Annotated in this window: 21 protein-coding genes, 1 pseudogene and 1 riboswitch; of the genes and pseudogenes, 15 read left to right on the top strand and 7 right to left on the bottom strand. The window is 45.0% G+C overall.

Annotated features, from left to right (window positions below; all coding sequences use genetic code 11):
- Positions 1 to 234 precede the first annotated feature (234 nt).
- From FB479_RS24800 to FB479_RS24790, 3 genes are all read left to right on the top strand, one after another.
- On the top strand, positions 235 to 1,575 hold the full coding sequence (locus tag FB479_RS24800; RefSeq protein WP_142067056.1) for a lanthionine synthetase C family protein: 1,341 nt from the start codon (positions 235 to 237) through the stop codon (positions 1,573 to 1,575).
- Between the two features lie 524 nt (positions 1,576 to 2,099).
- Positions 2,100 to 2,567 carry a GNAT family N-acetyltransferase gene (locus FB479_RS24795; RefSeq protein ID WP_142067055.1) on the top strand — a complete coding sequence of 156 codons (468 nt, stop codon included), beginning with the start codon at positions 2,100 to 2,102 and terminating at the stop codon, positions 2,565 to 2,567.
- Between the two features lie 178 nt (positions 2,568 to 2,745).
- On the top strand, positions 2,746 to 3,309 hold the full coding sequence (locus FB479_RS24790; protein WP_142067054.1) for an NAD(P)H-dependent oxidoreductase: 564 nt from the start codon (positions 2,746 to 2,748) through the stop codon (positions 3,307 to 3,309).
- A 67-nt stretch (positions 3,310 to 3,376) separates the two neighbouring features.
- Here FB479_RS24790 and FB479_RS24785 read toward each other — a convergent pair whose 3' ends face one another.
- Together FB479_RS24785 and FB479_RS24780 are read right to left on the bottom strand one after the other, a co-directional pair.
- Positions 3,377 to 3,742: a winged helix-turn-helix transcriptional regulator gene (locus tag FB479_RS24785; protein ID WP_142067053.1), complete on the bottom strand. Its 366-nt coding sequence runs from the start codon at positions 3,740 to 3,742 to the stop codon at positions 3,377 to 3,379.
- Positions 3,743 to 3,848: 106 nt separating this feature from the next.
- Entirely contained in the window at positions 3,849 to 5,360 is a 1,512-nt protein-coding gene (locus FB479_RS24780) for an MFS transporter (protein ID WP_142067052.1), read from the bottom strand.
- Between the two features lie 593 nt (positions 5,361 to 5,953).
- Between FB479_RS24780 and FB479_RS24775 the strand changes: the two genes are divergently transcribed.
- The 3 genes from FB479_RS24775 (at position 5,954) to FB479_RS24765 (ending at position 9,450) form a co-directional block, all read left to right on the top strand.
- The gene (locus FB479_RS24775; protein ID WP_142067078.1) at positions 5,954 to 7,414 is read left to right on the top strand and encodes an Msr family ABC-F type ribosomal protection protein; all 1,461 of its coding nucleotides are present in this window, start codon (positions 5,954 to 5,956) and stop codon (positions 7,412 to 7,414) included.
- A gap of 164 nt (positions 7,415 to 7,578) precedes the next feature.
- Positions 7,579 to 8,403 (top strand): MerR family transcriptional regulator, encoded by an 825-nt coding sequence (locus FB479_RS24770; RefSeq protein WP_142067051.1) that lies wholly within the window; start codon positions 7,579 to 7,581, stop codon positions 8,401 to 8,403.
- Between the two features lie 27 nt (positions 8,404 to 8,430).
- Positions 8,431 to 9,450, top strand: coding sequence for a serine hydrolase domain-containing protein (locus tag FB479_RS24765; RefSeq protein ID WP_142067050.1), 1,020 nt, complete (start codon positions 8,431 to 8,433; stop codon positions 9,448 to 9,450).
- A gap of 82 nt (positions 9,451 to 9,532) precedes the next feature.
- Here the strand turns inward: FB479_RS24765 and FB479_RS24760 are convergent, their stop codons facing one another.
- Complete coding sequence (locus FB479_RS24760; RefSeq protein WP_142067049.1) at positions 9,533 to 10,270, bottom strand: MerR family transcriptional regulator; 738 nt, start codon at positions 10,268 to 10,270, stop codon at positions 9,533 to 9,535.
- Between the two features lie 214 nt (positions 10,271 to 10,484).
- On the opposite strand from FB479_RS24760, the gene FB479_RS24755 reads away from it, so the two are divergent.
- On the top strand, positions 10,485 to 11,408 hold the full coding sequence (locus FB479_RS24755) for a phosphotransferase enzyme family protein (RefSeq protein WP_255438620.1): 924 nt from the start codon (positions 10,485 to 10,487) through the stop codon (positions 11,406 to 11,408).
- A gap of 55 nt (positions 11,409 to 11,463) precedes the next feature.
- On the opposite strand, the gene FB479_RS24750 is transcribed toward FB479_RS24755, so the two are convergent.
- Together FB479_RS24750 and FB479_RS24745 are read right to left on the bottom strand one after the other, a co-directional pair.
- Positions 11,464 to 12,621: a GNAT family N-acetyltransferase gene (locus FB479_RS24750; protein ID WP_142067048.1), complete on the bottom strand. Its 1,158-nt coding sequence runs from the start codon at positions 12,619 to 12,621 to the stop codon at positions 11,464 to 11,466.
- 336 nt (positions 12,622 to 12,957) lie between these two features.
- Positions 12,958 to 15,081 (bottom strand): helix-turn-helix domain-containing protein, encoded by a 2,124-nt coding sequence (locus FB479_RS24745; RefSeq protein WP_142067047.1) that lies wholly within the window; start codon positions 15,079 to 15,081, stop codon positions 12,958 to 12,960.
- A gap of 102 nt (positions 15,082 to 15,183) precedes the next feature.
- Between FB479_RS24745 and FB479_RS24740 the strand changes: the two genes are divergently transcribed.
- Together FB479_RS24740 and FB479_RS24735 are read left to right on the top strand one after the other, a co-directional pair.
- Positions 15,184 to 16,656, top strand: coding sequence for an aldehyde dehydrogenase family protein (locus FB479_RS24740; protein WP_106655446.1), 1,473 nt, complete (start codon positions 15,184 to 15,186; stop codon positions 16,654 to 16,656).
- 26 nt (positions 16,657 to 16,682) lie between these two features.
- Positions 16,683 to 17,573, top strand: a complete 891-nt coding sequence (locus FB479_RS24735; protein ID WP_142067046.1) for an NAD(P)-dependent oxidoreductase — start codon at positions 16,683 to 16,685, stop codon at positions 17,571 to 17,573.
- A 212-nt stretch (positions 17,574 to 17,785) separates the two neighbouring features.
- Here the strand turns inward: FB479_RS24735 and FB479_RS24725 are convergent.
- Both FB479_RS24725 and FB479_RS24720 read right to left on the bottom strand, forming a co-directional pair.
- Positions 17,786 to 17,938: pseudogene (locus FB479_RS24725) on the bottom strand (LysE family transporter); the annotation flags it as partial.
- Positions 17,939 to 17,985: 47 nt separating this feature from the next.
- Positions 17,986 to 19,284, bottom strand: coding sequence for a DUF6080 domain-containing protein (locus FB479_RS24720; RefSeq protein WP_142067045.1), 1,299 nt, complete (start codon positions 19,282 to 19,284; stop codon positions 17,986 to 17,988).
- Positions 19,285 to 19,502: 218 nt separating this feature from the next.
- On the opposite strand from FB479_RS24720, the gene FB479_RS24715 reads away from it, so the two are divergent.
- The 6 genes from FB479_RS24715 to thiS all read left to right on the top strand — a co-directional run bounded on the left by FB479_RS24715 (position 19,503) and on the right by thiS (position 23,748).
- A complete protein-coding gene (locus FB479_RS24715; protein WP_142067044.1) occupies positions 19,503 to 19,811 on the top strand; it encodes a thioredoxin family protein in 309 nt (102 codons plus the stop codon).
- A gap of 64 nt (positions 19,812 to 19,875) precedes the next feature.
- Positions 19,876 to 21,159, top strand: a complete 1,284-nt coding sequence (locus FB479_RS24710; RefSeq protein WP_142067043.1) for a glycoside hydrolase family 18 protein — start codon at positions 19,876 to 19,878, stop codon at positions 21,157 to 21,159.
- Between the two features lie 96 nt (positions 21,160 to 21,255).
- On the top strand, positions 21,256 to 21,483 hold the full coding sequence (locus FB479_RS24705; protein ID WP_218033738.1) for a hypothetical protein: 228 nt from the start codon (positions 21,256 to 21,258) through the stop codon (positions 21,481 to 21,483).
- An 81-nt stretch (positions 21,484 to 21,564) separates the two neighbouring features.
- On the top strand, positions 21,565 to 22,776 hold the full coding sequence (locus FB479_RS24700; RefSeq protein ID WP_142067042.1) for an alanyl-tRNA editing protein: 1,212 nt from the start codon (positions 21,565 to 21,567) through the stop codon (positions 22,774 to 22,776).
- Positions 22,777 to 22,809: 33 nt separating this feature from the next.
- Entirely contained in the window at positions 22,810 to 23,193 is a 384-nt protein-coding gene (kapB, locus tag FB479_RS24695; protein ID WP_106655439.1) for a kinase-associated lipoprotein KapB, read from the top strand.
- A 41-nt stretch (positions 23,194 to 23,234) separates the two neighbouring features.
- Positions 23,235 to 23,345, top strand: a riboswitch (TPP riboswitch).
- A 199-nt stretch (positions 23,346 to 23,544) separates the two neighbouring features.
- Positions 23,545 to 23,748 carry a sulfur carrier protein ThiS gene (thiS, locus tag FB479_RS24690; protein ID WP_007729348.1) on the top strand — a complete coding sequence of 68 codons (204 nt, stop codon included), beginning with the start codon at positions 23,545 to 23,547 and terminating at the stop codon, positions 23,746 to 23,748.

The following is a 23,748-nucleotide window of genomic DNA, read 5'->3' as shown; positions in this document are numbered from 1 at the left end:
AGCGACTCAATTATATAGGGGGTTTTTAAACCGTTTCAGAATTTAACGATTGACAAAGTAGGCATTTTGATTTCTAATCGATTCTCTTCTGTTCGTCAGGCACATAATTTTATTGTTCTTCAAAAATGTGAAATTGCGTAATATTCAAGCTTTGCCTTTCATTGACAACGATTAGCAAATGGAAAAAACGAGATACGGAGTGTAACTAATTGAAATGAAAGGGGAATAAATAAAATGATAAATTCAATAAACAACTCATTTGAAAGCTTGGATGGATTTAAAATACAACAAGAAACGCTATCTATCTGTCACGAAATCGCAGGACGATTAAGTGATGTTGGAAAGATATCTACATTTTTTACTAGCACTTATAAGGTGCCTTCAAAACTGACTTCACTTTCTACAGGGTATCCCGGCATAGTTTTGCTTTTTGCAGAATTAGATCGCCAAGAGCCAAATAGAGGTTGGGACCATGTTGTTTTTGATTATATTTCAGCACTTAAGAGTCAAATCGATATACATGGTGTTGGGAACATATCCTTATACAGTGGTTTAGCAGGAATCAATTACTCTATTTTTAATGCATCTCACGAACGGAAACGTTATCAAAAATTACTTTCCGTATTGGATACTATACTCGTAAATCAAATCTTAAAATTTATGAATGAATTGAAAAAAAGAAAAAATACATTTGAGGCCGCTTATGATGTCATTTCCGGATTGAGTGGAATTGGACGATATTTATTGACAGATAACAAGAATGTGGAATTTATTAAAACGCTAAGAATATTACTGACTTATTTAGTGGATTTAACTCAACAAATAAAAGTAAAAGAATATATTGTTCCAGGCTGGTATATTGATAACGAATCTTTACATAGTGAAAAAGAACGAAAATTGTATCCTAACGGATATTTTAACTGCGGATTATCACACGGTATCCCAGGCCCGCTATCATTACTTTCGATTGCTCTAAAATGGGGTATTGAAGTAGAGGGGCAAAGAGAAGCGATTCGTACAATTGCTAATTGGTTAATAGAAAAAAAGAGAGAAGATGAATATGGAATCTATTGGCCATTCAAAATTAGTTTTAAGGAGGAGGTTCATGGTATAACTGAATATTCTAAGACAACAAAAGATGCATGGTGCTATGGAGCCCCTGGTGTTTGTAGATCTCTATTTTTGGCTGGGGAAGCATTAGAAAATCAAGATTTCTGCAAAACTGGAATAAACGGGTTTGAATCTATTTTTAAACGTCCTTTTGAAGAGTTAAATATACCCTCACCAACTGTTTGTCATGGTATATCTGGCCTTCTACAAGTAACAGTAAGAATGGCGGAGTCAACCGGATTAAGAAATTTCCAAGAATATAAAGTGAAATTAATTAATCATTTAATTCAGTCATATAATTACAGTTTCCCTTTTCTTTTCCAAGATTTAGAACCTACTATTGAGGGATATAAAGGAGTTAATAAACCAGGATACTTAGAGGGTGCGTCAGGAATTGCGCTATCTTTACTCACATTAAATTCTTTAGTAAATCCAATCTGGGATCAAACATTATTAATAACATAGAAGTAGATTATAAATGAAGTCCTCTTCTCATATATTGGCACAATAGAACATAAGGTACCTCTAAGGAGGTTATAATATGCTTCAATCAATATTTATTACTTTAATAATAGTTCTTTGGACATTTTATGAGTTTAATAGTGCAAAAAAAATGTTTGGGTTAAATAATAAAAAAGTAATTAGACTTTTTATTATCTTACTTATTGTTGCAGTTGTGCTTTGGTATCTTATGTCAAAGTAATCAATCTATACTGTATTTTGAGAAGGATGATTGGTATTCACCTTTATTCACGGGTAGACGAGACTTATCCGTAGAGGTGCTTTGAAGTTCTTCACCTAAATTAAGATAGAAGAGACTTAAGGGTAAATCCACATCTTTCGCAAGTGTTCCGACCATGTACAACTATCTACTACATCTGCCGACTGCCCCAAAAAAGACGTCTTCTCCATCCAGATATTCGTGTCAGGAAGTTGTATGAGTTTCAAGTTTACAGTGTGGATAACGGGATGTAGGAGGTGTTTTTTGATTGCTGCGTTTGATTCATGCAACGGAGGAATTTGAATACGATCAAGCACGTGAACTTTTCTTGGAGTATGTAGAGTCATTAGGAGTTGATTTGAGCTTTCAAAACATTGCAACCGAATTGCAAAATATACCTGGCGAATACGCACCCCCTGACGGCTGTATTTTGCTGGCGTTAGATAGCGAGCAGCCAGCAGGATGTGTTGCCTTACGAAAAATAGATGAACAAGTTTGCGAAATGAAGAGATTGTACGTGAAGCCTCAATGGAAGGGAAGAGGAGTAGGGAAAAAATTAGCCTTGGCGATCTTGGACGAAGCGAAAATTCGAGGCTATTCATTCATCCGATTAGATACGCTTCCTACGATGCAACAAGCGATTCAGCTTTACCGCTCGTTGGAATTCTATCCAATTGAGCCCTATCGTTTCAATCCGATTGAAGGCACGTTGTATATGGAAAAGCAGCTCAAATAAAACATATTCAAAGGGGCCTCCCTACGATACAAACCTAGAATCTTTAGGTCGAGGGGAGGCTTTTTTCTGTTCTTTACACTCACCTTTATGTAAGTAACTGAACAAAATGTGCATACTTACAAATTTGCAGCAAGCATTTTATACTCATAACACAACAAACCTTCAAGGAGGACCTACTTTGAAAACTCTTGTAATCGTCACTCATCCAAGCATCGAAACATCCGTCATCAATAAGCGTTGGGTAGAAGAACTCAAAAAATATCCAGAAAAGTATACCGTACACGAATTGCATAAGGCATACCCAGATGGAAACATTGATGTGGAAAAAGAACAGCAGTTGGTTGAATCGCATGGGAATCTAGTAATGCAGTTCCCGGTTTACTGGTTTAATTGTCCGCCGCTCCTGAAAAAATGGCTTGACGACGTTTTCGCATATGGGTGGGCATACGGTTCAAAGGGAGGCGATAAATTAAAGAATCGAAAAGCTGCATTAGCGGTTTCTGCCGGAATTAGGGAAGAGGATTATCAGGAAAAGGGGAGATATCGGTATACACTTGAGCAAATATTGACCCCTTTTGAAACAACCTTCCGCTACTGCCACGCGGATTATCGTTCATTCTTTGCGTATTATGGTACGGAGACTGAGTCAGGGGAAAATGTACCTGGTCAAGAACTTGAGCCGACTGGTAGCCTATTAGATAAGAGCGCGCAAGATTATTTGAAATTCGTTGATAGCCTGTAAGGAGCTACATGAAAAAAGAAGTATTTCCTCGTTTAGGAGATACTTCTTTTCCTGTTAAAAACAATCGTTATGCCTGCTGCTTTACAGCCGCCAGAGGGGGCAAGCTGTTTTTCTCTCCCCAGTCGCACATCATATTTAACAAGGGAATGAGAGAAAGACCACGTTCTGATAAAGAATATTCCACTTTTGGAGGGACTTGTGGATATTCCTTGCGGATGATCAAGTCGTCTGCTTCTAGCTCTTTTAACATTAAGCTCAGCGTTTTAAAGGAAATGGTACCGATACTTCGCTTCAGCTCATTATGCCGCATCACCTTATTTTCAGCTAGCCAATACAAAATGATCATTTTATATTTACCGCCTATTAAAGACAACGTATATCCAAAGCCAGTGTCTTTCAGCTCCACGCCAGTTGGAACACAGGTTTCAGGCACAAAGCACACTCTCCTTTGTGAAGTATAGTTTCACAATGCATATATGTTACCATACATCAATATGCCATTTTTTGAAAGTGATGCAGAATAAGAAACCTGTGAACCTTTATGATTCGAGACTCTTTTGATGGCGTTCAAGCTTGCCGGGGCCAGCGTATAGTACCGAAAAGAAGCCGATAACGGCGAAAACCAATCCCACGATATAACCATGATTGATGGCGGTTCCTAGAGAATCAATCAGAAAAGAATGAATACCTGGCTCGATTTTTAAAGGCTCGCGCATGAGTACTTCAGGGTTAAGCAGACCTTCTACTTTCCCCGAGGAAATGCCATGCAATGACGCCCCTGTAGATACGATACTCGCATAATTTTGGTTCACAACAGCAGCCGTGATCGATGCACCGAGTACGCCTCCCATGTTCCGGCAAAACCCAACGATCGAGGAAGAAATACCCATATATTTTTTATCGACCGAATGAACAATTGCGTTTTGTGCAATGCTCATTAAGGGCCCGATTGCAGCAAACCCGAACAGAATCATCAAGAGTGTTAAGAGAAAGAAGGAAATGCTGGTTGAAACGTACATAAGCAAAATAGAACTTACTACGCAAGCGAGCATCGAGAACGCCATGAGAGATCGAAAGGAAAATTTGGTTTGCAACATTCCGAATACCACGGCACCTCCCGTCAAAGAGAGCATCAACGGGGTCAAAACACTATTCGAGTTCGGATGTCCAAGCACGGCCACAGCGAAAATGGGCAAATAAGTGATGGCAGCAAACATGATGGCACCTTGAGAAAGACAGGCGATACAAGTCGCGACCACCATACGGCTTTGAAAAATTTGGAAGGGTAGGATCGGTTCCTGTGCATGACGTTCTACTAGGATAAAAGCGAGCCCCACTATTCCTGCCAGTACAAACAGTGAGATGATTTGCCACGAAGACCACTCATATGCTTTTCCTCCCCATTCAAGCGCCAGCATGACAGCTATACAGGCGACGATTAATGTAACGGTACCCCAATAGTCAATCTTTGGCTTTGTATGAGAACGGGATTCTTTCAGGGAAAACAGAAGAGTTAAGAGAGACAGCAAACCGATTGGAACATTGACATAAAAGCACCAACGCCACCCCAAATAATCAGAGAGCAAAGTCCCGACTTGAGGTCCGGCGATAGAAGAGAGTCCAAAGATACCGGCAAACACGCCGGAGATTCGTGCTGTATATTTCGGATCAGAGGATAGCGTAAATAGGATTGTGAAAGTAATAGGAAAGAGGGCCCCTGAGCCAATTCCTTGAAGGGCACGGAAAGCAATCAGCTGTTCGATACTTTGGGCAACGCCACAAAGTGCCGATCCAATGAGAAAAATCGTAATGCCAAGTAAGTAAAATAACTTGCGTCCAAAAAGATCGGACATTTTCCCGAAGATGAGCATCGTGCTGGTCGCGGCAAGTACGTACGAGGTGAAAACCCAGCTCATGCTTTCAAAGCCGCCAATATCTTTAATAATGTGACTAATGGCCGCCGAGGTGATGGTATTGTCGAGGGAAGACATCAGTAAGCCCAGTGCCATAGCAAGGATAATGAAGCGATTACGTTTATCGGATTGTGACATAAAAAGCGAACTCCTATCTCTTTTTTCTATTCATCTAGCAAACTTCGCTATAAGACTATTATTTGTGCATTCGTTGCCAAGAAATAGGGAAAGTACAGTTGTAAATCAAACTTTACATCGTTTCTGAATTTGACAAAAAAGCGTAGTCAATGTTATCATCCAAGCTAATTATGAATGAGGAGGCTCGTTATCTATGTTACATTCCGTGCGTATTCGATAAGCTGGCAATAAAAAAGCGGATTTGTTATCCACCACAATTGTGGGCTTTTTTTGAGCTGCTTATTTTTACGGATGGGGACATAGACTGCGATTGGGAAGGCTTATTTTGCCGTACCTTTCTATCGCTGCGAGCTCCTAACGTGATCATGCAGATCTAGGCCCGTAATGTGGACTGGGATCTGTATTTTTTATTGCCAAAAAATCAAGCGTAACCTATGCTGCATCCCTTTATTCGAAACGTAGAAAAAACGAAAAGGACTGAAAACCATGCGAACGATATATATGCATTGGTACTTCTTTATATAATCCGCTCTCCTAAAATCGCAGGCAAACCTGCGAACAAAAGAACTGCGATTTCCAAGGAGGGCACGATGATGAATGTATTGTTGAAGGCAAGAGATATTTTTGTGGAATATATGGGACGTGAAGTCTTAGACATTGACGAAATAGAGATTTATGAATATGACCGAATTGGTTTAGTAGGAGCAAACGGGGCAGGAAAGAGTACGTTGTTAAAAGTGCTGCTCGGTGAGATGCCTTTACCGTCTGGCAAAGTAGTACGGGAAGGGAATTTTGCCTACATCCCACAGCTGGAGGATGCGGTAGAACAAGAGGTAAAGGATTATGCGGTAATGGGCAAGCTGGGAGTGGACCGATTACAAGAGCATAGGAGCGGCGGAGAAGAAACGCGTCTAAAGATCGCGCAGGCCCTTTCCGGAGAGGTACATGGTATTTTTGCTGATGAACCGACGAGTCACCTGGATCGTGAGGGCGTAGGTCTGCTTATCAACCAGCTGAAGTATTTCAATGGCGCTATGCTCATAATCAGTCATGACCGCTATTTCCTGGATAAAGTCGTCGATAAGATTTGGGAGTTGAAAGAGGGGAAGATAACCGAGTATTGGGGCGGCTACTCCGAATACGTGGCTCAAAAGGAAGAGGAACGGCAACGCCAAGCTGAACAATATAAGCAGTTTACAGCGGAACGAGACCGTCTTGAGAAAGCCATCGCCGAAAAAAAAGATCAGGCGCGGAAGCTGGATCAGAAGGCGAAGGGAGCTTCAAGAAAAAACAGTTCGGAGAGCGGTGGACGTTTGAGCCATCAAAAAACGGTGGGCAGCAAGCAGAAAAAGCTCCACAATGCGGCGAAAAATATGGAGCAGAGAATCGAAGCACTGGAAGAAGTGAAACCTCCTGAAACAATTCGTACCATTCAGTTTCGCCAGAGTAAAGCACTGGAGCTCCACAATCCATATCCAATCACGGGGAAGGATATATGCAAGCAGCTCGGGGACAAAGTCATATTCGAGCAGGCTTCCTTCCAGTTTCCGTTGGGGGCCAAGATTGGCATCATCGGTGGGAATAGAACAGGCAAAACAACCCTCATGAAAATGATCATGGATCGAGAAGATGGCATAAGCTTGTCACCTAAAGCCGAAATCGGCTACCTACCTCAGGATGGATACAAGTTCGACCGCAATCAGGGTGTGATGGAGTTCATGCTCGAAAACTGCGATTACCAGGTTTCCGAAATTCGTGCTGTACTGGCCTCTATGGGCTTTTCTCATCAGGATATACGCAAAGAGCTGTCTGCGCTCAGTGGTGGCGAGATCATGAAATTACAGCTTGCTAAGATGTTGTTGGGGAGATACAACATCTTGCTCATGGATGAACCAAGCAACTTTCTCGATCTTCCGACAGTGGAAGCGTTAGAAAAGTTGATGAAAAGCTATGCGGGTACGATCATTTTCATCTCGCATGATGTCCGCTTGCTGGAGAACGTAGCCGATATGGTCTATACCATTGTGGATAAGAAAATCATTCGGAAGGCGTAATGAAATCTGACGTGTTTTGTTCAAACAGCGATACTGCATCTCACGCAGTATCGCTTTATTTTTTGATGAAGCAAGCTAAGCTTTCATAATTGCCGTTGACTTTGCCCTTAGGGGAAGGGGTATAAGTAGAATATCGATACGGAATGAACAATGGAGGGGAGCCTTTGCTATCAATCGGAGAATTCTCAAAAATCTGCGGAGTGTCTACCAAAACGCTTCGCTATTATGCCGAAATAGGTTTAATGAATCCGGACGAGATTAATTCGGAAAATGGTTATCGATATTATTCCATCCAGCAACTAAAAAAGATGCTCTTCATCAACCGTTTGAAATCGTATTATTTTTCGCTGGACGAAATAAAAGCCATTCTGGAATGGGAAGAAGATCAGTCGGAGGAGAAGCTTGTTTCCGCCCTTCTTCGCAAGCAAAGGGAGATGTATGAAAAACGAAACGCTTTGGACTATACCATAAAACAACTTGACTATGATCTTTCCATAATCGAGCAGGGTATCCCCATGATGTCATACCTTGACAATATAGAAGTACAGCTTGTGGAGACCCAGCCAATCCATATTCTTTCTATACGTCACATGATGACGAGTGATGATTATGCAACAGGATATGGAAAGTATTTTAGTAAGCTGTATGAAAGGATTGCGACTGAAAAGCTCACCTTGCTCGGAACGCCGATGACGATTTATCACAGCCCTGAGTTCAATCCCGCCGGTAACGATACCGAGTTTGCACTCCCGGTCGCGGAGGCTGTAAAGGGAACAAGAGATCTGCCTGGAGGTCTTTGTGCGAAGTCTTTATGTAAGGGCCCTTATTCTGAATTGACATCGGTATATGCTAGGCTGAGGGAATGGGTAGAAAATGAAGGCTATGAATTGGTGAGATCACCCTACGAAGTCTATGTAACCTCACTGGATCAAATCAGCGTTCCCGAGGAGCTTGTTACGGAGGTGTATTTTCCAGTCAGAAAAAAATGACATTCTCTTATCGAGGAGGGAATTATCATGCAAAGAAGCAATATGCCGACTACACAATGGCAAGCAGTAGACCCGGCCAGCTTGAACATAGACGCTGAAAAACTAGCAGAGCTAGACTCTATCATAATAGACGCGTACAGCAATATAAACGGAATGGTTGTTGTGAGAAATGGTTATATCGTCCATGAAAGATACTATCATGGCTATGGACCGGAAGACAGGCACCATGTAGCCTCCGTAACGAAAAGTATACTATCTGCCCTCATTGGCATTGCCATAGAGGAACGGTATATCAAAAATGTCGATCAAAAGGTGCTGGATTTTTTCCCCGACTATGCGCCCGATTCTACAGATTCGCAAAAACAAGAAATCACCATACGCCATCTTCTCACGATGACGGCCCCGTATTCTTTTGAGGACTGGCATGAACCACTGGATAGAATGTGCATGCAGTCCGATTGGGTAAAATATACCCTGGATATGCTCGGGCAAAAGGGACAGATTGGAACATTTAAATATTCGACCGCTGGGGCGCATCTGCTTTCAGCCATCCTCACACGCAGCACAGGAAAAAGTGCCCGAGAATTCGCTAACGAACGCTTGTTTACACCCATCGGCATGAAAGATATTCCTGATTATGAAATGAAGGCGTTCGCGTTTGAAGATTTATTCGGTAAAGATGTGAGAGGATGGGTAAAAGATCCAAACAACAACTCCACAGGAGGGTGGGGGCTCACGTTAACCCCTCGTGACATGGCGCGTGTTGGTTTGCTCTACCTGAATCGTGGCAGTTGGGACAATCATCAGATCATTCCAAAGACTTGGATAGATGAATCAACCGCGATGAATCCCAATCAATACGGGTATCTATGGTGGTTACGTGAAGTGGACGGTGTTTTTGCATATGCTGCAATAGGCGATGGCGGTAATGTTATCTGTTGCATCCCAGAAAAAAACCTCGTCGTAGCCATTGCATCTGAACTTATGCCGAATCCTCGTGATCGATGGACGCTGATCAAGGAGCATATTATCGGGGCGGTAATCTAAGGCATCAGATAGGAATTGGAACAAGGAACCGGGGAGTTGCAGCTCACCCGGTTTTACTGTTAAACGCTCGTTTAACTACACTTTACTTGGAAGCGTAATTTTCGGCAGCAATGCAAATGTAGTAGCTTAATCCTGTTTGCTGTTCTTCCAACATAGCGCGGTGGAACTCATCTGATAGGAAAAATCTTGACTGCTCGGCAAAAGCTTTCGCATCGATCGGATGATCTTGTTGTAAAAAAGCAAGATGGTTTTCGATCGCAGCAATCACTGTTTCATCATCGACACTTTTGTTGTTTTTCAACGCCTCTGCCATAAACGTCATGAAAGCAGTCGCTTCGGCAGCTTTTTCATTCATGGAAGCCGCGTTCAGATTCTCCGTATCCAATTGAAAATCGTACGCTTCCTGCAAATGCTCATTTTGTTGAGTGAATGCCTGCTTCCATTCTTCCTCGTTCAATCCATCAAACATGTTCTCAGTGGACATATTTCCTCGCTTCCTTTCGTGTTGAATCGTTTCTTCAAGAGTATTCAAGATGCGCTCCAATCGAAGCTTGCGTGCCTTTAACATCGCTTGCTGCTCACATAAGCAACGAAGTCTGTCTGGTTCGTGATCAAGTGCAGCTTTAATGCTGTCCAACGAAAAATCAAGCTCACGATAAAACAAGATTTGTTGTAACCGCTTGAGTTCATTCTCACCGTAATAGCGGTATCCATTTTCTGTAACGATTTCGGGCATCAGCAAACCAATCTTTTGATAATGGTACAGTGTCTTGATTGTGGTACCGGACAGTTTGGCTACATCATTAACGGTATATAACATGGCGATTCACCTCCTGAAATTGAGTTTGCAGTCTGACCTTAGGTTGGAGTCAAGTGAAAAAAATGAAAAGAGGAGTAAGGCCGAAATCAAACGAATGTAAGCATATGATCCATATACTGGATAGGGGGATTCGCATGATGAGGTTATTTCAGTTGGATTCTGAAGATGACATCGAAAAGGTAGTGGCCCAGTTGCAGCAAATCGCACAAAAGCGATGCACGAATACGACTTAGAAGGGGACCAGCTTCGTTTCAATCAACTGTCCGACACTTGCACGTTTGTGATAGAAACAGAGAAGGATGGTAGCTATTTACTCCGCATTCATGGAAACAAGAACAGAAAGGAAATTGATTCCGAGCTTGGTTGGCTGAGCTATTTGCATGAAAAAATAGAGGTAGCGATTCCAACGGGTATAGATTGCCGCAATGGTTCCAAGACAGTGAGCATCGATCTTGCGAATGGTGACTGTGTCTTTGTATCCGTCATGCATTGGGTCGAAGGGGAGCATGTAGATGAAGAGCTTTCGGAAGACCAAGTTTACAAAGAGGGCGTTCTGTTAGCAAAGCTTCATACAGTATCCCGAGATTTCCAATTGACCCCTGAATTTGCGCGTCCGATCTGGGGAGAGGATAGCTTCAAGCAGTCCATGACTCATTTGAAGGAGCATTACCAACGATTTCTGACAGACGAAGAATTCGAGCTATATCAATTGGCGGCGGATAAAATTCTCAATTGTCTTGCCAAATTGGATAAGAATAGCAGTCACTCTGGAATCATTTACGGCGATCTGCACCAAGGCAACATTGTGTTCTATAACGGAGACCCTCGACCGATTGATTTTGGAAGATGTGGGTTTGGTTACTATCTTTATGATATCGCCCATACCATTTTGGGTTTATATCCTGCCCAAAGAGAGCTAGTCATAAAAGGTTACGAGAGTTTGCGGAAACTAGAAGGGGACTGGCTCCCCACACTAGAGAGCTTCACAGTGATGGTCATGATTGAAAATTATAGTCATCATGCTTCTGACCCCAGGGAAATCGAGGGGCTAAAAGCAGAACAGCCATATGCGATCGCTATGATCAAAAACTACTTGAACGGTACACCATTTCTTTTTCATTCAAAGACAGAGAAGTAGAGGGGAAATGGATGAGCTCACCAAAAAGCCGCCGATCAAACGGCGGCCTTTTCCATTATAGTAGTGATTCAGCAAGAATACGAGCGATCTGCTCGCTGTCCTGTTCTCTGTACACATAATCATGATGATGGGGGTGGTGAATGCTTATCCAGCCATGCTCGATAGCCTTTTTGTAGTAATCCTTTGCGCGGTCTTCTTCGCCACTCAGATAGAACAAGCATGCAGCATTCCAATACAAGGCCGGATCTCCATCCCAATCCCAGCCTTTATCGAGTGCTTGGGCATAACTCCATGCTGCGCGGGCGTAGTCTTTTTCCACGCCATAATTCAAATCGCCACACATATAGTGGTTGCCATTGACAAGGAAATTGTTTAACGGAAGGTTCCATCCGAACAGAACCGGGAAATCCGCGAGCAGCTCGAAACCGACAGACAAGGCTGTTCGCTGCGATCCTATATTATTTGACCAGCACTGCCATCCCACTCTTTTGATTCCGCGCTGTTTAGCGAGAGAGAGAGCACCCCATGCTGTCTTTCGAGCCCATCCGAGCCCCCGATACTCTTCATGGGTTTCTATACCCAATTCACATTCGTCTTCTACTACCCAGTCCGTCATGCACCAGCTAATAATGGTCGGTCCCTCATCGGTTTCTTGAATCGCGGCACAACCGAAGCCTTTGTTTTCATAGGCTTCTATGGATGGCCAGTTATCTTGTATTTCATCGATAACATCTTCAAGCCCTACCAATTCTTTACGCTTCAACAACGTGCTGTCTATCGGGACAAGATGGTCGCAAGCAGGAGAGGACAGATCCTGTAAATGGTGAGTAAAGATCATTCGTCCGCTTCTCATGGGATATACATCTTTCATTACGATATCGAGAATGTCATCCCACTTTTCATCAGTAGGATAAAACAGGACGTAGTCAAGCTGTTCATCAGCAGCGAGCTGCGGTAATATCTCCTCTTTGATTAAGGTATTCACTTCTTCAAAAAAGAGGGGATTATCAACACTGCCTCCTAGAAAAATACCTTGGGGGCTTGTCAACAAGGCTGATCTTGCATCATTTGACAGGAATACTCTACCAGGAGTAACACCTGCAATGACCCCTTTGATGGATACATGATGCTTCAACGCTTCAAACAGATTGGTCGCGCTATGGAAGCAATCGGTTGTGAGTTCCGTTCCCTGAACCATTTTTTGAGCAAACATTTCGTTCATTTCCTCCCACAGCATATGAGAGAGGGGATGAAATTATCGTTTGGAACCTCTCATATGCTTTTCCATTTGTTTTTGCGAATCCAAAACATCATCACTCCTTTACCTGTAGTAGGGCGCGAACTCTGGGGTGATTAGCCTCTGATGCCCCCATGTTCATTATGGATGATGATCCAATTTTTACAAGGAAAAAATACACAATTGTTTGATTTACATAAATTAATTATGGTAAACAACAGATCGAACACACGAAAAAACACTTTGCAGACAAAAAAGGCAGTGGTAGCCCAGGGCTTGTTCCTGTCCGAAGCTACTCCTGCCTTTTTCGAGTTATCCTTCCTGGCGCAAATGACAAGCAAGCTGTAATTTCAGCAAGTCTTCCGGATTTCGTAGATCGATGTGAAGAAGCTCCTCAACTTTGCGCAATCGCTGATACAGCGTATTGACGTGAATGTGCAGCTCTTTGGCGGTCAGTTGAGGGGATTGACTGCATTTCATATAAGTCATGATCGTCTGTTCCCATTCCTGATATTTTTCCGGGTCTTGCCAGAAAGGGGCAAAGACATCTTGAATGAATGCATCAATATCGGCCTGACTCTGGTTCAACATGAGGCGATTGACACCCAGGTCTTTATAGTGAACCACACCAGAACGGCTGCGGTTGGTCAAATAGTGAGCGGCTTTCTTGGCTTCTTCGTAGCTTTTGCTGATTTGCTCAATCCCGCTTGCCATAGTTCCCACGCCAATCGACAAAGATGCTTCGTTGCCAAGTTCCCACTCGTAGGACGCCTGTTGCAGCCTCTCCCGGATGTCCTTCCCATCTCGGGAGCCAAGAGACCGGATGAGGAGGGTGACGTGATTATGGAATCCGTAGACGAACATCTGTGTTTTATTGAACTCCCATTTCCAACGGGTAATGAGCCGGTGAATGTTTGCTTCTAGCAATGCCAGATCGTGGCACTGCGTCAGATGGGCATAAACCACGTAGTATTTTGCTTGCGGCTGCAACCCCATCGAACGGGCGCGGTCAAACAGTTCATTTCCTTTGCTTGCGATCAGCTCTTGAAAAAGATCGTGTGCTCGCTTGTACAGCACGGAGCTGATCGATTGCTTTTTCACCAAATCGAGTATGAGCACAGCACTCCCTTGCTCGACCGTCATACGTGCGAGATCAGATAGCCCGCGTTCGTCTAAGGGAATCATGAGACATCCGAGAAAGATGCTTCCATTGATTAGTGGATACAAACAGAACAGTTGATCGTCACCAGAAGCGGGAGAGAACAAGCTGACAGAAACAGGCTGTCTTCTTTTGTTCAGCAATGTATACAGTTCATCCCAGCTAAAAAATGAAACACTTTCTTCAGGATACATTTTCTGCTCAAGCCAATCGGCGAAATAAATGGAATGGCCTGTCATTTTGCCGAGGGTTTTTACGATTGTTTCCGCCCCTTTATTTTGCAAGGACAACTGCTTGATGGATTCATGGATATGGTTGCGTTGTATCAAATCATCATGCTTGGCTTGCAGTTCGGCGCTAATGGCAGCCATATGTTCATACGCTTTCTTGACTTTTGCATAGAGCTCGGCATTCTGCAGGGCGATGGAAGTTTGGTCTGCGAAGCCTTGGAGGAGGTCGAGGTCGTACTCGGTAAACACATTTTCTTGATGAAACTGATGCAGGACAAGTACGCCGATACGCTTTTCTTCACGTGATATCGGAACGCATAACAACCCATTCAAGTCTCGCAATGTTTTTGCGTGGTTCAGGGAGTGAAAATTGTCAGCGGAGATGTCCTTCATCGCATGGTTTGTTTCTTGGCTGGTTTTGTACATACGTGGGATTCCGTCTTCAAACACTTTGCCTGCGATGGATTCTCCCACCCGCATTTTGAGATCCTTGAACACCGTAACATGAAAACCGACGGTCGCTTTCGGAATCAATCGGTCGATAGTGGGATCATACAAGTGCAGGAGTCCTGCGTCTGCAGCCGGGATAACAGCCAGTGCGTTACCAATGATGCCACGGATGATTTGGTGAACGTCGAGGGTAGCAGATATGGAGCGAATCCCTTCAAAGAGTTTCTTGCTTTCCTCCGCTTTGGCTGTCATTTTTTCTTCTGCCAACAACAGGCGAATGCCGAACCACAGTAGTTCCCATTGGTCAGAGGTAAGGATGACCGGTTGTTTTGCTTGATTTGAAAGGCAAATAACCGCTTGTCCTTCGTTTTCGTAGAAAAAACGGTACATCTGTTGGGCATATTCATAACGCATGTGGCTAGCACCGTTGTCACAGAGAGGCACTGTCGTAGGGGACGTAATCATGGTAGCGTTTTCATGAAAAGAAGAGAAAATAAGCCGAAAATGTCGATCACGCGAAAATTGGAACCAGATCGAAAAAGGCTGATTGCCAAACCATTCATGCAGCTTTTCAAGCAGGAGCGAAAATGAATTCATCCACGTGTCCTCCATGTAGAGAAATACACATTACTAGTTGGAAATAAGTGTCTGTATATACATTGTATTCATAATTTTTACTATATACAATACTCGTATAAGATGCGGAAGGTGGGAGACGATTTGACAGCAACCTACAATAACTACATCAATGGAGCTTGGGTAACGAGCCATACTGGACAGGTTTTCCCTAGCACGAACCCTGCCAATACGAATGAGGTTCTCGGTTATTTTCAAAAATCGGACGGGCTGGATGCGCGTTCTGCCATTGAAGCTGCTGCCAATGCTTTTGGTGAATGGTCGCAAAAATCAGCTCCCGCACGTGGAGAATTCTTGTTCTCCCTCATTCACTTATTGGAAAAACACAAAGAAGAGCTCGCAGAAACCATCACCCGTGAAGTAGGAAAAACATTGCGGGAAGCGAGAGGCGAGGTCGCCAAGACAATCACCTCCATGAAGCAGTTAACCGGGGAAGCTACTCGCTTGACAGGTCAAACAGTGCCTTCCTTTGATGAACGGGTAATTGGTTACACGGTGCGAGAGCCAATCGGGGTTTTCGCGATTATTGCCCCATGGAATTTTCCGTTGGGGATTGGCTTGTGGAAGATCGTCCCTGCCATCCTCGCAGGCAATACAGTTGTGTTCAAGCCGGCGAGTAACACCTCCTTGATTAGCGTAAAGCTGGTAGAGCTCCTGATTGAAAGCGGCGTTCCGAGTGGCGTAGTGAATTTGGTAACAGGACCGGGTGCGGTAATCGGTGATGAATTGGCGAATCATCCACTGGTCAAGGGCATTTCCTTTACAGGCTCTTCTGAAGTGGGACTTGCCTTGGGGAGAGCAGTTGGAGCCAGAGGAGGCAAGATTCAGGCGGAGATGGGCGGGAAAAATCCGGCAATCATACTCGCGGACGCCGATATTGACCTCGCCATTGATTCCATCGTACTGAGCGGATTCTTCGATAATGGGCAACGTTGTACGGGGACCAGTCGCGTATTGGTCGTTCCCGAAGTAGCCGAACAGGTAAAAGCAAAACTGATCGAGCGAGCGAAGAGCTTGAAAATTGGGGATGGATTCAATCCAGAGAATCATAACGGACCAGTAGTGGACGAGCATCAGCTCAATTTGTATCTTCACTATGTACAAAAGGGGATCGAAGAAGGGGGCGTACTGGAATGCGGGGGTAAGCGCCTGCTAGAAGGTGATCTCGCCCAGGGCTACTTCGTCGCACCGACAGTGTTTACTGGCATAACGCAGGAGATGACGATTGCCAACGAAGAAATTTTTGGCCCTGTGATCGCCGTGATCGATGTGGATTCTTTCGAACATGCGATGCAAGTGGCTAACCAGGTGGAATTCGGCTTGTCCTCCACGATTTTTACAAACGATTTGCAAAAAGCTTTCCAATTTGTCAAAGGCATTCAATCAGGCGTCACACATGTCAATATGCCGTCGACTCATTTTGAATCACAGTTTCCGTTTGGTGGCAAAAAGATATCTGGATTGGGTCCGAGAGAGCAAGGGGAGTCTGCGCTCGACTTTTACGTTGAGACAAAAACAGTTTACATTCGGCCTTAAGTATAAGGAAAGCAGGAGGAGCGAAGATGGAAGCGATTGGTGTTATCGGCATTGGTGCAATGGGGAAAGGGATGGTCTGCAATCTCTTGCAAAAAGGCTACCACGTGTATGCCTATGATCCAAGTCCGGCAGCAAAAACCTGGGCGAAGGAAAAAGGAGCGACGGTTGTCGAGTCTCCACAGGCAGTGGGTAGCGTAGCACGTGTCGTTTTCACTTCGCTTCCAGGTCCTGCGATTGTTGAGGAAGTCATGCTGGGTGCGGACGGACTTTTCTTATCATTAGAAGCAGGCAGTTTCGTATTTGATACAAGTACGATCGACCCTGCTACAGCCAAACGACTGAATCAGCACGGCGTAGATAAGGGGATCTACTACTACGATTGTCCGGTGAGTGGAGGACCTGCGGGTTCTGCTGCTGGAACGTTGACGATTATGGTCGGTGGTGATGAGGCAAAGCTTCCAGAAATCATGGACTATCTCAGGACAATTGGAAAGGAAATATTTTATCTGGGGGAATCCGGCTCCGCACAAGTGGCGAAGCTTTGTCACAACTCTGTCGTTGCAGTCATCACAGCAGCGTTGGGTGAGGCGTTTAGTGTCGGGGCAAAAGCTGGCGTCGATCCGCACAAGCTGGCAGCCGTCATGGACAAAGGATCTGCCCACAATCGTGTACTCTCCGTTTTTGGGCCTAACATCTTGTATGGTACATATGAAAATACGGTCTTTTCCTTGGATCATATGCACAAAGATTTACAGCTCTATGCGCAAACCGCACGTGAACAGCAAGTGCCTGTTCTCGTTGGAGGCACGGTTGCACAAATGTATGAAGCAGCGAAAGCACAAGGGAAAGGTAGCTGGGATTCGAGTGCGGTCTGTACCGTGACGGAGGAGCTGGCTCATACAACGATTGCCCGTTAAGCTTTACGTTTAAAAGAAAAGTAGACTACAGCAACGATTGCTTGTAGTCTACTTTTTTATGTAAGCTGCTGTTCAATGTAAGTATGCATCACTATCTGCGATCAAAAGCAAGACTCGCAGCAAGGCCTGTCAAAACACTTGCCATGAGCCAACGCTGCACCCGGTTTGACCGCATTCCAAGCGAGCCAGAGCAGGTAGACAGCTCCGACTCACTTGACAGATTCGTAAACAAACGGAACCGTTATGAAAAGAGCCGAGAGACCGAGCATGGTTGCGATCATGTAAATCACGAATCCAAGTATGACACCAAGAAGGGAGATGACTCCAGCTCTGCGACCTTGTGAAATCGTACGGGAAATGAGGTAAGTCTACAACCTCTATTTTCATGAAACATCTGCTCGTCCCCAAGCATTTACTCACTCGTTTTGTTCATATGCGCATAAGACCGCTCAATCACATGCAAAGCTTCGAAGTGCTTCACGACATTGTTCCCCAGCGTCACGATGACGAACAATAAGATGATACCAAGCAATGCCTTCTTTACTTTCATGTGACTCAGCTGCATGATGAACCGGGCGGCGAGCAGGAAAAAGGCGAAGAAGTAATGTCCGGCATACAGGTACAAATCATACCGGAACGTGGCCAGACCGAACCCTATTACAATGTGGAGCACGAAAGCAAACCCGATATAGGCGGCGAGCGACCAGGCTTCTTGCGTGCGAATCCCTTTGATGAAACCGAGTACAGCAAGAGTGATCAGCGTCAAGCCGATGACATGCACATACCATGGATACGACAACGTTAGGTTCGTAGCGAACGCGACCATCCCCGGTTTTGGGTCGATAAGTGCAATGTCCGGAGTCAGTACAGGACTGATAACGAGCATATACAGAGCCTTCCAGTGCTCGCCGAACGAGAACGGAGCCGTGTAGATGAACCCTCCGGCATGAATCGATTTGTACCAGGTCGAAAACCAGGATTGCCCGAACAGAACATGCTGCAAAATCGTGAAGCTAATGATTAATAAGAGAAATTCGAGCGCAATCCGCACCAGCTTCAAAAAAATGCTCTTCTTTTCTGTATGAAACAGATTGACGGCCAAAACGCTCATAAATGGAATGAAGTTCGTCGAAGTAACACCGAAGTTGACGAGGGCAAACGAAGCGTTCGGCCACGAAGCCAATTTCTTTTCCGCACGGCTGTACTGGGTGTAAAGTACGGATAAAAGAATGACGAACTGCGCATACGGATAAGAATCGGGAATCATGGCCGTGAAAATTTGATAAGAGGCCGTCCCGAAAAACACAGCAAAAAGCAATGGGGTATAGAAGCTTTTACATCCCTTGCGCAGGTAGTAGTAAACCATGGCAACACCGAGCGCGTTCATGATCGCTTGAACCACCGCGAAGAAGAAGTTTTCCGTGAAAAATTTCGATAAATAAGCCAAAGGAATTGAAAGAAAATGAATAAACGGATGGATCACCGTTGGGTTAGTATAGTTATAGTACAGCGTCGGATCAAAATTAAACAGATTAAGCGTAAACGGCACGCCGTAGAAAGGGCTGATCGGAGCCAGAACGGCGATGTTTTGATTCATATAAGTAAGAAAAGGCACATTCATCGACAAATAGAAGGCGAAAAAACAGGCAAACAGAATAAACGCTCTGACATTATCTTTTCGATCATGAAACAAATAGCTGAAAAAACTCATACCAATCCACCATTCAACGTAAAATTGATTTTTTGAAGCATGATTATCTAAACGAATTTTAGCTATATTATACAAAAATAAATTAATATTGCACCAAAATTTAACATTTAAGAAGCTGTCAACTTTTTCGAGAGCATGTGTATCGTGCTGTTGACAGCTCCAAACAGTGGGTCTAGCATGAAAGATCATGTCTGATGTGATCGAAAGGAGTGAACGACTTGCAAGAAATAACCTCAACAGAACTGAACCAATCTCTGCAAGAAAAAGAGTCGGTCGCTCTTTTTGTCTATACACCGATGTGTGGGACCTGCAAGCTCGCAGCACGTATGCTCGACATCATGCACGAAACATTGCCTACCGTTCCTCTGTATCAGATCAACATTAATACGGCGCCTGCATTGGCAGAACAATGGCAAGTGACCAGCGTTCCCGCCTTGCTTATTTTTCACAGAAATGAATTGTTGGAACGTCATTATGCCATCCAGTCCGTTGGATTTTTATACGATGTTCTAAAACCTCTGGCCTAGACATACACCTATTTCCTTCGCCATGAATATGACAAAGAGAGAAGAAATGCGAAGGAGGGGGCGTATGCAAATCCACGTGGTGGAAGAAGGACAAACCTTAGCGAGCATCGCCGAGACGTATGGAACCACACCTGAGGCGATAACGGAGGCAAATGAACTGCCTGATCCTAATAAGCTGGTAACTGGACAGGCGATGGTGATTCCGATTGTGGGAAGCTACTATTGGGTTAAGCAAGGAGATACGTTGTATACCATCGGTCAGCGTTATCAGATCAGCGCGGCAGAGCTTGCCCGAATCAATAGGATTCCGCAATACAGACCGCTTCAAGTCGGGCAACGCCTTTACATCCCGCCCCGTCCGCGGCGTGCAGCTGATTTCAATGCTTATGTGGAACCGAGACGCACCGTCACACCAGCTTTGGAAGCCGATGTTCGCACGGCTGCACCGCATCTGACATATTTGGCTCCGTTCAGCTTTCGTATCAGACGGGATGGTACCCTCGTGCGACCGACAATGAACAATTTTCCGCAAATCGCAAGAGAAAACCAGGTTCTGCTCATGATGGTCATTACGAATCTGGAAAGAGAGCAGTTCAGCACGGAATTGGGCGAGCTCATCCTCAACAATCCAGAGCTTCAGAATACCTTGTTGAACAATATTCTCCAGACAGCACGAGAGCTGGGAATGGGAGATATTCATTTTGACTTGGAAGCATTACCCACAACCGGTGCAGAAGCGTATGCCAGCTTCTTGCGAAAAGCGAGAGACCGTATCCATGCAGCAGGACTGATGATGTCTGTTGCGCTGGCACCGAAGACAAGTGCTGAGCAGGCAGGCAAATGGTATACCGCCCATGATTACAAGGCGATCGGTGCCATTGCGGATTTTGTCGTAATCATGACATATGAATGGGGCTATAGTGGTGGTCCTCCTATGGCAGTTTCCCCGATTGGTCCGGTACGACGTGTCTTGCAGTATGCGATTACCGAGATGCCAGCTGATAAAATTTTGATGGGCCAAAATCTGTACGGATACGACTGGACCTTGCCCTATGAGAGAGGGACGACAGCGCGTGCATTGAGTCCACAGGCAGCGATTGCCCTGGCTTCCCGGCATAATGCAGTCATCCGCTATGACTATCGCGCGCAGGCTCCGTTTTTTACGTACACCGATGATCAAGGCAGGCAACATCAGGTGTGGTTTGAGGATGCGCGGTCGATCCAAGCCAAGTTCAATCTGGTTAAACAGCTCGGTTTGAGAGGCGTCAGCTACTGGAAACTCGGTTTGCCATTTCCGCAAAATTGGCTGTTGATCGAGGAGAACTTTCGCGTCCGTAAGCGTGCATAGTCATCTGGCGTACATTCCATCGCGGGTTGTACGCCTTTTTTTCGCATGAAAAATCATGGTATGATGAAGATGACTGTAAGGAAAAGGGGAGAAATCATGGGAGAATGCAAATTGGATCACAGCCATGAGGACGTACTCAAAAAACTGGCAGAACAAGCTCCACATCTGTCAGAGTTGCGTGTGAGTCAATTCAAAAAGCAGTTGAATGGCGAACTCAGCCAAGAGCGTCTAAACGAGCTGTTTCATTTATTGAAAAAGTATGACCTGGCAAGCCCAGAGGAGCGCCAAGAGCGCGAAAAACAAATGGATCACTTGTTTGGCTAAGCTTTATACATACGTTTTTCGTTTTGCCCCCAAGTGGGAGAATCAGGCTGGAACCATGGTTCCATGCAGCGAGGAGTAACGATGGAAGACAGACTTTATTATCAGGATGCCTATACAAGAACGTTTTCGGCTCAGGTGACGAGGACTGGTGTCGAGCAAGATGGGACACCTTACGTGGTACTTGATCAAACGGCTTTTTACCCTACTGGGGGCGGACAGCCTTCCGATATGGGCGTATTGGAAGAAATTCGTGTGGTGGATGTAGAAGAGGTAGATGGTGAAATTCGTCACCGACTAGAAGCTCCCTTGTCCGAAAGCATTGCGGAAGTAACCGGTCACATCGATTGGGACCGCCGCTTCGACCACATGCAGCAGCATGCTGGCCAACACATTTTATCAGCGTCCTTCCTGGAAGTCGTGCAAGCGGAGACCGTTGCCTTTCACTTGGGCAAAGAGCGTGTCACGATTGATGTACGACTGGATGAGTTGACAGCAGATGTATGGGAGAAGGTAGAAAAGCGAGCGAATCAGATTGTTCTGGAAAACCACCCCATCATTGCGCGGTTCGTTGATGACGAGGAATTGGCAACGCTGCCCTTGAAAAAACAGCCGACCGTTACTGAAAATATTCGGGTCGTGATGATACCTGAATTTGATTACAACCCATGTGGAGGAACACATCCAGCGCGAACGGGCGAAGTCGGGATGATCAAGATTTTGGGCTGGGAGCGCCATCGCGGAAACATTCGTCTGGAATTCATCTGTGGCTGGCGAGCTTTGCGGGACTACAACCAAAAGCAAGCTGTCGTTCGCGATACGGCGAAGCTGCTCGCTACCAATGAAGGGGAGCTGCTCGCACAGACGGAACGCCTTCTTGCAGAACGTGATGTCTTGAAGGCAAAATTGGCAGAAGTGGATAAGCAGCTCTTAGAAGTGGAAGTCAATCAACAACTATCTGCTGCTAGCCAATTGGGTCATTCTCGCCTCATTATGCGTACCTTTACAGACAAAACCATTCAACAGCTTCAACAGTTCGCACAGCTGGCTACTGCTCTGGCGCCAGATGTGATTTGCCTCTTGGCTGCTACTGCCGAAGACAAAATGCAAATCGTGTTTGCTCGTGGGCAAGAAGTCAACGTAGCCATTAATCAAGTGTTGAAAGAAACCTTGCCGATCATTAACGGAAAAGGTGGGGGAAATCCTGCGATGGCACAGGGTGGCGGTCAGTCAGTAGTGGATGCGGAAGAAGTATTGCTGCATGCACGCAAACTGCTGGAAGCCTCACTAATGTAGATGCACTCGATTCAATAAAAGGAGGAATCCGCGATGAACTGGAATCCGGGAGATATCGTTCGCGTTTCGCAGCGAACTGGTGAGTATATTGCAGAAGTATTGGAAATCCACGATTCGAAGCTGCTGGTAAAAGTGTTGGCAGTTACCAAATACCCAACGCAAGGTGATTTGCATTCTTCCTACGAAGTAGATGTGCCGCTGTTTCACCAGCGTCCAGCACTCTCTTACATGGAAAAATTCATGACACCTGTCCAAGGGGTCATTCGCTATAATGGCACGATTCCAGACTACAAGGAATCTGTGCGTCAGGCGATGGAGAGAGAAATGGAAAAGCTTGCGAAAATGGCAGCTTGGGCAGAGCGTTGTCTCGTTGAGCTGGAAAAGATGCACAAGGAAGCCTTTACAAACGCGAAATAGAGTGGTACTGTAGTACTCGAATGTACGACAATTGCATAGCTTTACTACCAAACGGGGGCCAAGCAACGTTGGCTGAGATTGTAACGAGTGTGTTACTGACCGTTGAACCTGACCTGGGTCATGCCAGCGGAGGAAGAGGTATTTGGAATCAGTATCACATGTCGCATCCGAGCGGAACTATGCTTGTTTGCGCACATGGATGATAAGATGACACTCAACCATCCGAGGCGGATGGTTTTTTTATGCCATTCGTCCGGTGAGATGGGATGGGTATACGGCTTCTTCTGTTTGTCTGAATCGACTCAGGCAGGCGGGAGAAGCCGTTTTTTTTCCAGTAGAAGGAGGTAATCAATGATTGTTCAGCTGAATGGGAAAAAAGTAGAGTTGGCGGAAGAGATCACAACAGTGCGAGCCTTGCTTGCTTCTTATTCCCTGCAAGAGAAAATTGTCGTCGTAGAGCGAAATGGTGAAATTATTGATCGCTCAGCGTACGAACAAACACCGATTGCAGACGGAGATCGTATAGAAATCGTTCATTTTGTCGGAGGAGGATGA

The sequence above is a fragment of the Brevibacillus sp. AG162 genome (assembly GCF_006715575.1).
Lineage (GTDB): Bacteria > Bacillota > Bacilli > Brevibacillales > Brevibacillaceae > Brevibacillus > Brevibacillus brevis.
This window is presented reverse-complemented; position numbering and strand designations above follow the sequence as displayed.

Bases quoted from the DNA above. Each gene is read 5' to 3' on its own strand.
- FB479_RS24800 (WP_142067056.1), top strand. From the start codon at position 235: ATGATAAATTCAATAAACAACTCATTTGAAAGCTTGGATGGATTTAAA.
- FB479_RS24780 (WP_142067052.1), bottom strand. From the start codon at position 5,360: ATGTCACAATCCGATAAACGTAATCGCTTCATTATCCTTGCTATGGCA.
- FB479_RS24775 (WP_142067078.1), top strand. From the start codon at position 5,954: ATGAATGTATTGTTGAAGGCAAGAGATATTTTTGTGGAATATATGGGA.
- FB479_RS24765 (WP_142067050.1), top strand. From the start codon at position 8,431: ATGCAAAGAAGCAATATGCCGACTACACAATGGCAAGCAGTAGACCCG.
- FB479_RS24760 (WP_142067049.1), bottom strand. From the start codon at position 10,270: ATGTTATATACCGTTAATGATGTAGCCAAACTGTCCGGTACCACAATC.
- FB479_RS24755 (WP_255438620.1), top strand. From the start codon at position 10,485: ATGCACGAATACGACTTAGAAGGGGACCAGCTTCGTTTCAATCAACTG.
- FB479_RS24750 (WP_142067048.1), bottom strand. From the start codon at position 12,621: ATGTTTGCTCAAAAAATGGTTCAGGGAACGGAACTCACAACCGATTGC.
- FB479_RS24745 (WP_142067047.1), bottom strand. From the start codon at position 15,081: ATGAATTCATTTTCGCTCCTGCTTGAAAAGCTGCATGAATGGTTTGGC.
- FB479_RS24740 (WP_106655446.1), top strand. From the start codon at position 15,184: ATGCGGAAGGTGGGAGACGATTTGACAGCAACCTACAATAACTACATC.
- FB479_RS24735 (WP_142067046.1), top strand. From the start codon at position 16,683: ATGGAAGCGATTGGTGTTATCGGCATTGGTGCAATGGGGAAAGGGATG.
- FB479_RS24720 (WP_142067045.1), bottom strand. From the start codon at position 19,284: ATGAGTTTTTTCAGCTATTTGTTTCATGATCGAAAAGATAATGTCAGA.
- FB479_RS24710 (WP_142067043.1), top strand. From the start codon at position 19,876: ATGCAAATCCACGTGGTGGAAGAAGGACAAACCTTAGCGAGCATCGCC.
- FB479_RS24705 (WP_218033738.1), top strand. From the start codon at position 21,256: ATGGGAGAATGCAAATTGGATCACAGCCATGAGGACGTACTCAAAAAA.
- FB479_RS24700 (WP_142067042.1), top strand. From the start codon at position 21,565: ATGGAAGACAGACTTTATTATCAGGATGCCTATACAAGAACGTTTTCG.
- kapB (WP_106655439.1), top strand. From the start codon at position 22,810: ATGAACTGGAATCCGGGAGATATCGTTCGCGTTTCGCAGCGAACTGGT.
- thiS (WP_007729348.1), top strand. From the start codon at position 23,545: ATGATTGTTCAGCTGAATGGGAAAAAAGTAGAGTTGGCGGAAGAGATC.